Source organism: Hydrogenivirga sp. 128-5-R1-1 (assembly GCF_000171895.1).
Genome location: NZ_ABHJ01000022.1, coordinates 1 through 7,818 on the forward strand (window position 1 = coordinate 1; position 7,818 = coordinate 7,818).

The 7,818-nt window shown below is 34.4% G+C and carries 11 protein-coding genes and 1 pseudogene; all 12 read left to right on the plus strand.

Translation table 11 applies throughout. The features are described 5' to 3' along the window. Positions 1 to 238, plus strand: a pseudogene (locus HG1285_RS06560) (hypothetical protein); the annotation flags it as partial. Between the two features lie 25 nt (positions 239 to 263). Further along, positions 264 to 1,139 carry a DUF5309 domain-containing protein gene (locus HG1285_RS06555; RefSeq protein WP_008288110.1) on the plus strand — a complete coding sequence of 292 codons (876 nt, stop codon included), beginning with the start codon at positions 264 to 266 and terminating at the stop codon, positions 1,137 to 1,139. A gap of 5 nt (positions 1,140 to 1,144) precedes the next feature. Further along, entirely contained in the window at positions 1,145 to 1,414 is a 270-nt protein-coding gene (locus HG1285_RS06550) for a hypothetical protein (protein ID WP_008288111.1), read from the plus strand. Next, positions 1,411 to 1,575, plus strand: a complete 165-nt coding sequence (locus tag HG1285_RS19730; protein ID WP_008288112.1) for a hypothetical protein — start codon at positions 1,411 to 1,413, stop codon at positions 1,573 to 1,575. Before HG1285_RS06550 ends, HG1285_RS19730 begins: the two co-directional genes overlap by 4 nt. Positions 1,576 to 1,591: 16 nt before the next feature. Further along, entirely contained in the window at positions 1,592 to 2,158 is a 567-nt protein-coding gene (locus HG1285_RS06545) for a hypothetical protein (protein ID WP_008288113.1), read from the plus strand. 2 nt (positions 2,159 to 2,160) lie between these two features. Next, positions 2,161 to 2,532 (plus strand): DUF1353 domain-containing protein, encoded by a 372-nt coding sequence (locus HG1285_RS06540; RefSeq protein ID WP_008288114.1) that lies wholly within the window; start codon positions 2,161 to 2,163, stop codon positions 2,530 to 2,532. After that, the gene (locus HG1285_RS06535; protein WP_008288115.1) at positions 2,525 to 3,835 is read left to right on the plus strand and encodes a hypothetical protein; all 1,311 of its coding nucleotides are present in this window, start codon (positions 2,525 to 2,527) and stop codon (positions 3,833 to 3,835) included. Before HG1285_RS06540 ends, HG1285_RS06535 begins: the two co-directional genes overlap by 8 nt. Before the next feature lie 85 nt (positions 3,836 to 3,920). Continuing rightward, positions 3,921 to 4,133: a hypothetical protein gene (locus tag HG1285_RS06530; RefSeq protein WP_008288116.1), complete on the plus strand. Its 213-nt coding sequence runs from the start codon at positions 3,921 to 3,923 to the stop codon at positions 4,131 to 4,133. Then, positions 4,133 to 5,794 carry a hypothetical protein gene (locus tag HG1285_RS06525; RefSeq protein WP_008288117.1) on the plus strand — a complete coding sequence of 554 codons (1,662 nt, stop codon included), beginning with the start codon at positions 4,133 to 4,135 and terminating at the stop codon, positions 5,792 to 5,794. The genes HG1285_RS06530 and HG1285_RS06525 overlap by 1 nt, the downstream gene beginning before the upstream one ends. Before the next feature lie 15 nt (positions 5,795 to 5,809). Then, positions 5,810 to 6,466: a hypothetical protein gene (locus HG1285_RS06520; RefSeq protein ID WP_008288118.1), complete on the plus strand. Its 657-nt coding sequence runs from the start codon at positions 5,810 to 5,812 to the stop codon at positions 6,464 to 6,466. Positions 6,467 to 6,469: 3 nt separating this feature from the next. Then, positions 6,470 to 7,063, plus strand: coding sequence for a hypothetical protein (locus HG1285_RS06515; protein ID WP_008288119.1), 594 nt, complete (start codon positions 6,470 to 6,472; stop codon positions 7,061 to 7,063). A gap of 12 nt (positions 7,064 to 7,075) precedes the next feature. Then, a complete protein-coding gene (locus tag HG1285_RS06510) occupies positions 7,076 to 7,684 on the plus strand; it encodes a hypothetical protein (RefSeq protein WP_008288120.1) in 609 nt (202 codons plus the stop codon). Positions 7,685 to 7,818 lie beyond the last annotated feature (134 nt).

Here is a 7,818-nt window from a genome sequence, read left to right on the forward strand (position 1 = left end):
ACTGCAAAACGGCGATATGGATACGGTTTTAAACTTCTGGAATGAAGTTAGAAAGGAGTATTATAACTCCACACTTAACAATCAACAGCAAGCTCAAACATCTAACCCTGAGCCTCCAAAGGTTGAAGGTGCAGGACAAGGTAATGTTGAAACAAAACCTGCTGTTGATGTGTCAGAACTTGGCTATTTGGACGAAGATAGTCAGGCACAAATGCTTATAAAAATGGGACTTGTTTAAAAAACTTTGAAGGAGGAATGAAAAAATGGCAGTTACAACATATACAGCAGTTGGAAATAGAGAGGATTTATCAGATTTAATTACAAATATAGCACCAACTGAAACACCTTTATATTCTATGTTTGGAAAAACTACGGCTAAATCTACTTATCATGAATGGCTTGAAGATGACCTTAACCCTCCCGGCGTAAATGCAAAGGTTGAAGGGGCAGACTTTACAATAGACACTCCTACAAACAGAGTGAGAAAGGGGAATTATACGCAAATTTTCTCTAAAGGATATGGAGTATCCAGAACGCAGGAAAAGGTATTAAAGGCCGGGATAAAATCTGAGCTTGCTTATCAAATGGCAAAAGCTATGAAAGAAATAGCAAGAGATGTTGAGTATGCAATCATAAACAATACTGCTGCTTCTGCTGGAAGTGCTACAACTGCAAGGCAGATGGGAGGTGTTCAGGCTTTTGTTTCTACTAATGTACTTGCCAATGCTGGAACTCCCAGACCTTTAACTGAAACTCTTTTAAATGACGGCTTACAGCAAGCATGGCAGACAGGCGGAAATCCTGATGTTGTAGTTGTAAACGGAACAAATAAGAGAACAATCTCAGGTTTCACGGCAGGTCTTACAAAAGAAATTGCAGCAAAAGATAAAAGGCTTATAGCTTCTGTAGATGTTTATGAGTCTGATTTTGGCCTTGTTAGAGTAATAGCTAACAGATGGATGCCTGCTGACAAAGTATTTATACTTGAAAAAGGAAGATGGAAGGTTGCTTATCTTGACCCATTCCACCAAGAAGAACTATCAAAAGTCGGAGACAGAAAAGAAAGAGTTGTTGTTGGTGAACTTACCCTTGAAGGAAGAGCTGAAAAGGCTAACGCAATAATCACTGACATCGGGTAATAAAAATGCTTAAATGTTTTGAACTTGAGTTTGATAATAAGACAGGGAAGGTCAGGCTTACAAAAGCCGTTGACCTCTCCTCTTTTATAAAAGCTAATTACGAGGAAAAAAAAGTTATTGGGAAAGGATTTTCTCAAGGTAAGACTTTCAGAAAGATAGGCAGTATCCCTATTGATGTTTTAATTGCACACAACATTGATATTAACGACCCTGAAGCCATCAGGGATTTTCTAAAGAAACATCCAGAATACAGAACAAGCGAGGGTTCAATATGAAAATGAAAAAACCTGAAAAACATAAAACAACACATTTCATATTTGGTGTTGATGTTAAAGACAAAGATATTGTTGATGTGCCACAGCATTTAGTTTCTCTTTTTAAGGCTGAAGGTTTTGAGGAAGTGAAGGAGAAAATAAATGGCAGAAAGAAAAAATAATTAAAATGAGGGGCTGATGACTATATTAGATTTAATCCAGCAAATCAGATATGCAGTTAATGACACAGATAAAATAGAGTTTTCAGATGCAGAACTGCTTAACTATGTTAATCAGGCTCAAGACTATATTTCTAATGTATGTATAAACAATGCTTTTAAAGGGCTGATAAAAGAGGTTGATTTAACTTTAACAAACAATCAAGCTGTACTGCCTGATGATTTTGTTAGAGAGTATAGTGTAGTAAGCGGGAAATATATATTAAATTCAATTCCTCCGGATGCTGAAACTGATAAATACTCTTATAAAATCGTTGGAAAAACATTGTATTCTACAAATGACTCTGTAAAACTGTATTACTTTTACATGTATCCTTCTTATTCAGCTGTGTCTGATACTGTTGTTATTCCAAATGTGTTTGTAAATCTGCTTAGAGAAATTGCTGCTTATATTGCTTTAAATCGTCTTGAATTTAATACAAACTTTGAAATTCAGCTTGCTCAAGTTTTTGAAGATAGGCTTTTACAGATTATAAACCAATATGGCAACAGTAATTTAGAAAGACCTGTACCGTTTGTGGTGTAAAGATGAGTGCATTTACAGAAAAGTTAATTGTTTCTTTAGAAAAAGATGGAAAACATTGGCAGCTTGAAAAGGAGTTTGAGTATTACACTGAGATTTTTGGGGACAGGAAATACATACAAATTCCAAAAGGTTTTACAACAGATTTTGCTTCAATCCCAAAGATTTTCCATTCTTTTATAGAAGACCGGGATAAATACAACAAAGCTGCGGTTGTCCACGATTATTTATATTCTTCAAAAATGTTTGACAGAAAAACATCAGACAGAATTTTCCTTGAAGCTATGGAAGTTGTAGGAATTAGTAAATTTAAAAGGTATTTGTTTTATCTAACAGTCAGGCTTTTTGGATGGCTTTACTGGAGAGGATATGTATAAGAAAGGAAAGGTTATAACTTTCGTAGACTGGCAAGGGGTTAATAATACTCAAGACCCTGCGTTGATTGCTGATAATGAACTGCAAGAGTGTGTAAATTTGTATGTCTCAAACACAGGTAGGCTTATATCAAGACCGGGTTTTACAAAAGTTTTTGATACTCCAGCAAAAGTTTTAGCAATATCAAAATTTAAAAATGACTTATATGTAGCCTGCGATGATGGTGGAGTTTATAAATGGGATGGAACGGCTTTAAATCAAATCGGAACTCACGACAATTTAGGCGATGTTTATATGCAGGTTGCTTTTGAAAAGTTGTGGATAGCTGACGGAGGAAAGCTGAAGTATTATGACGGCACAAATTTTGGGACAATTGACGATTTAATTTACTTTACAGAAAACATAGGCTCTGGAAATGGAACAACTACAAGTTATTCATATACCACGAAAAATATTCCTGTTAGTCCTACAAGTGTAAGTATTACTTATACAGTTGGGGGAGTTTTATATACTGCAGTAGATGATGGACGGGGAAGTATCTCAGGTACTAATTTAACTGGGACAATTGCTTATGATACTGGGGTTATTAGCCTTACATTCTCAACTGTCCCTGATAATGCAACTCCTATAGATATTAAATACTCAATTTCTGATGTTTTAGATGTAGTTGCTGACTTTATAGAGTTTAGGCAAGAAAGACTCTGGCTTGCTAAGGGAGACAGCCTTTATTATTCAGGTATTAGGGATACTGCAAAGTGGGGTTTTATTAAGGTAGGTTCAAAAGATGAGTCTGATATTTCAGCAATAGACCAGATATACGACAGGTTAGTCATATTTAAAGAAGGTAAAGACAGGGGAATATTTGCTTTATCTGGAAACTCTGAAGCCGATTTTGCAGTATCTCTAATAACAAAGGGAGTGAGCACTAAGGGAAGAAATAAGGTATCAATACTTGGGGATTTGTATTTTTTAGATGGAGTGCAGCTTTACAGCTTAAAGACTGTTGTTGAATATGGAGATATAAAGCCTATACAGATTAATCAAAGGTTTTTAATAAAAGACGGTAGTTATTCTTTAATTCCTGTCCCGGTTGAAAATGTAATATTTGCTTTTGCGAGATTTTCAGGATTTGCATATAACCCAAATAGAAATGCTTTTACTTCATTGGCTACACAAGAAGAAATAACAACAGCTGAGGTTATTGAAAATCAGATTTATTTAGGAGGAGTTAATGCTCTGTTTAAGATGGATAATGTAATACTGATAATGGAAAGTCTAATTTTTACGCTTTTAAAACAAAAATAATAAATTCTGGTGGTTATAGGAAGTTATTAATTAAAAGTTTTCACTTTATGCAGCCGGTATAGATGATGCAAATATACAGGTTAATGTGTTTAAAAGGGATAAAGGATATAACTTTGCAGCTGTTTTAGTTAACAAGATAGCAAGGTTTGGTGAGTCTTTATGGAATGTTGATAAATGGTCTAATCCTTCTCTTTTCTTTATTCCAAAAAGACAGTTAATCTGTGGAAAGTATATTTATTTTTCGTTCTTGTCTAATGAAAGATTTGTTTTAGAGGCAATATCTATGGAGGTTGCATAATGGCAAGTAAGAATATATCAAGACTTACAGCATACATAACAGGTCAAACTATTAATGCAGATGAGCATAACGCAGAACATCAGCAGTATATAGACAATTTAAATGAGCTTTTCAAGAGTTTTGATTATGATGGAACATTTCATTATTTGCTGTCAGATAAAACTAAGTTCACTTTCAGCAATTTAAACTTAGAGCAGATTTTAAGCAGTTCTCATAATGCAGATGGGACTGTTAAGGCTAACGCTATTAAAAACATTTTAACAAACACAGACTTAAAAAACTTTTTAGATGTGGCTCATAATCCTGATGGTACAATAAAGTCTGATGGAATATCTGACCCGCTGATATATGCTCATAATAATGATAGTAATGCACATCCGGGAATAAAAAGAATTGAGGTTGTTTCACCTCCAACAATAACAGGCTCAAGCACTGCAAGTATAGGTTATTCTACAAGCTGGCAAGTATCAGCAGAAAGTTATCTTAATCAAAATGTATCAATTGCCAAATTCATCATTGACTGGGGAGATGGAAGTGCAGAAGAAGTCCCAGCAACTTCAAACACAGCTACAATTTCTCACACATACACAGGAGCAGAAGGAGAAACAAAAACAATATCAGTAATAGCAGTAGACACACTTGGAAACAAATCAAAATCAGCTACACTGCAGGTAAGTCTTGTAAACAATCAGCCTCCAGATGTAACTAATCTGCAAGTTCAAGGTTTTCCAGTAGACCTAAATACAAATGAGCTTTATATAATCAATAATCAAACAAAGCAAATTTCATTTACAGGAGCAACAGACCCAGAAGGACAGCCTATTACATATGAAATAACAGATAGCGGAATATTAATCCCAAGTAAAACCACAGGAATTGCAGATGGAGAACTAATAAACATTCAAGCACCAGCTGTAAATGCGAACACGTCTACACAATTAAGTGTAATAGCAAAAGACAATGCAGGATTAGCTTCAGCGGTTAAAAGTTTTAATGTGATTGTAAGGAAAACAGGATATGGAGCTGCAGATATATTTGGTGATGGAAGTTGCATATTTTATGCACCATTGAAAAACAATACACAAGAGTTGGTCCAAGGATTTCCTTTCGTAAATTATGCCAATATGAATATTCAATATGATAGTGTTAAAGGAGCTTTAATTGATGCTATTTCAGCAGGAAACGGTGTTTATTACAAGAATGCTGGAACTTTAATGCAAAGTTATCCTTTTACCATATCAGCAATTGTATTTGGTTTAAATTTCAATACTTTAAGCGGAGGACGAACAATCAATACAAATACAGGTAATGGTGACGGTGTAATACTCCCATATAAAGGCTCAATTTACATAGGAGGAGGATATTTTGGAAGTGGTATTGTAGAAAACAAACACTATTTTATGGCTGCTGTTGTAGACTACAATGGATATAGAAGAGGTTATGCAAGAGAAATTAACGGAGTAGTATTAATAGATGTTACTAACAATTCACCACATCAACTTACTCGGATGCCTAATTTGGTATTGGGGAGTACTGCGCAGTACGGAACAATTGGTATACCAGATGGGCAATCTTTAGCAAGTTTTTATGTAAAGAATATCAGAATATTTAACAGGCCTTTAACAACAGCAGAACTTGATTTCTTAGCCAATGAAACATAAGGAGGTAAACCAAAAATGATATTCCGAGAAGACCAAAGCGGCATTTTATACCAAATCCAAATACCACAAGATGAAGAAGATATATTTTTACAGCTACAGTCAAAAGGAAAATTAAAATATATAAAAGTAGACCCGAAAGACCTACCACAAACAAACTTACATATTCCTCTTTTCTACAAAAAAAATAAAAACGGCAACATAATATTTGATTTAAGCCGAATAAAACCAAAAGCCATTGAAAGTGTAAATAGACAAGCAAAAGGCTACATTTTAAATATTCTCATAAACAAAGACTGGGGAGACACTTATGAAGAATGCATAGCCGAGCTACAATCATCAGCAACTTTTTTAGAAACAAAACTTTTGCACATACTAAAACCTGTTAAAACAACACTTACATTATCAGAGATAAGAGAAAAAGTGGCTTTATATTTAGCAGGGACTTATACACAGGCAAATTTAATTACTGAACTGCAAAATCTTGGATTAACACAAGCAAAGATAAATAGTTATATGACATTATTTGTTCAAGCTGCAGATGTAGCAAAATTAATTTACTGGACAGAGCAAGTCTGGGATTATATCGCACAAATAGAAACACAAATTAAAGCAGCTACAACAATAAATGAATTGGAGAATATACTAAATAACATTAAGTTTCCGGGGGTTTAAGTTATGATTAATCTTACAGGTAATAATTGGAATAGATTAATTTCAACCTCGTCCTCAAAAAGTTCATCTTTCTCTAAATCTTACAGTTATTCTGGATTATTAGGAAAAACTTTAAAGGATTCTCAAAATGCATTTTCTATGTTTACTGGTTATATGAACCCATTATCAGAACAAGTTATGTATGCTAAGCCAAATCAGCAAGTTTTAAATAACTTGACAAGGTTAAATGAAATTGCTACTCAAAACTGGATAAGAAATTATAGACCTGCTGTAAATACTGCTGTAAATCAGACAATTACCAATTTAGCCAATAGGGGAATTTTAGACTCATCAGTTGCAAGTAAGACTTTAGCAGGAGTTTCAAGTAATTATTTAAATAATTTAGCAAATCTACAATCTCAGCTTGAGATGGAAAGAATTAATAAGGCTTTGAATTATCCTATGCAGACTTTGCAATTATTTGGAAATTTAGCTCAATTATTTGGAAATCTCAGCAGAGTTTCTAAAAGTTCTTCTATGTCAAGAAGTACAACTTCTTCTACATCTTATAATCCAGCTCCGGCTGTTGGATTATTATCCAGATTTATGGGAATTTAAGGAGGTTTGAAAATGGCGTTTTTAGGAGATATAGGAAAATTTTTCTTTGGGTCTGGAGAAAAGACGACAGTAATTCCTCCACAAATCCTAAAAAGAAGTCCTGAGCAATCTGCATTTGCAAGTTATTTTTTAAACCCTGTTGTGATGGGGCTTGATGTTAAATTTGAGAAAAACCCTATTACAGGGGAAATTTCATATAAGGTTGAGCCGAATTTTGACAAGCTTGCCAGAATGGAAAAAGCCCGGGACAATTATGTTTCGGCAATGGATAATTACGGGCAAACTATTCAAGGTATACTGTCAAAACTTAAAAGTTATAATCCTATTGTTTCTACACCTTTTGGCAATATTCAAGCATTTGGTCTGCAAAGAGCAGCATTGAATAATGCTGGGTTGTTAGCTAATTTCGCTAAAGAAGCAATAACTGCTCCTAAGAAAACTGCTTTTGATGTTTATTACCAACAGCCACTTGATATATTTTTAAAACAAGACCTTGCGAGGTATGGAATTAAAGGGGATACAATCTATAAACCAAGAGACTATGGATTACTGCCAAGTTTAATTGCGGCTGGCGGCAGTATTTTAGCAGGTAAAGCTATGCAGACAGGGTCTATATTCTAAGGAGGCGAAAAATGGGGCTTTTAGTTGTAAGACCTGATAATTCTTTAAATGAGGCTATTCAAAATGCAGCAAATACTATATTTAATGCATGGTATAAGAAATATTTACTTGATTTGCAGCATCAACAAGAACTG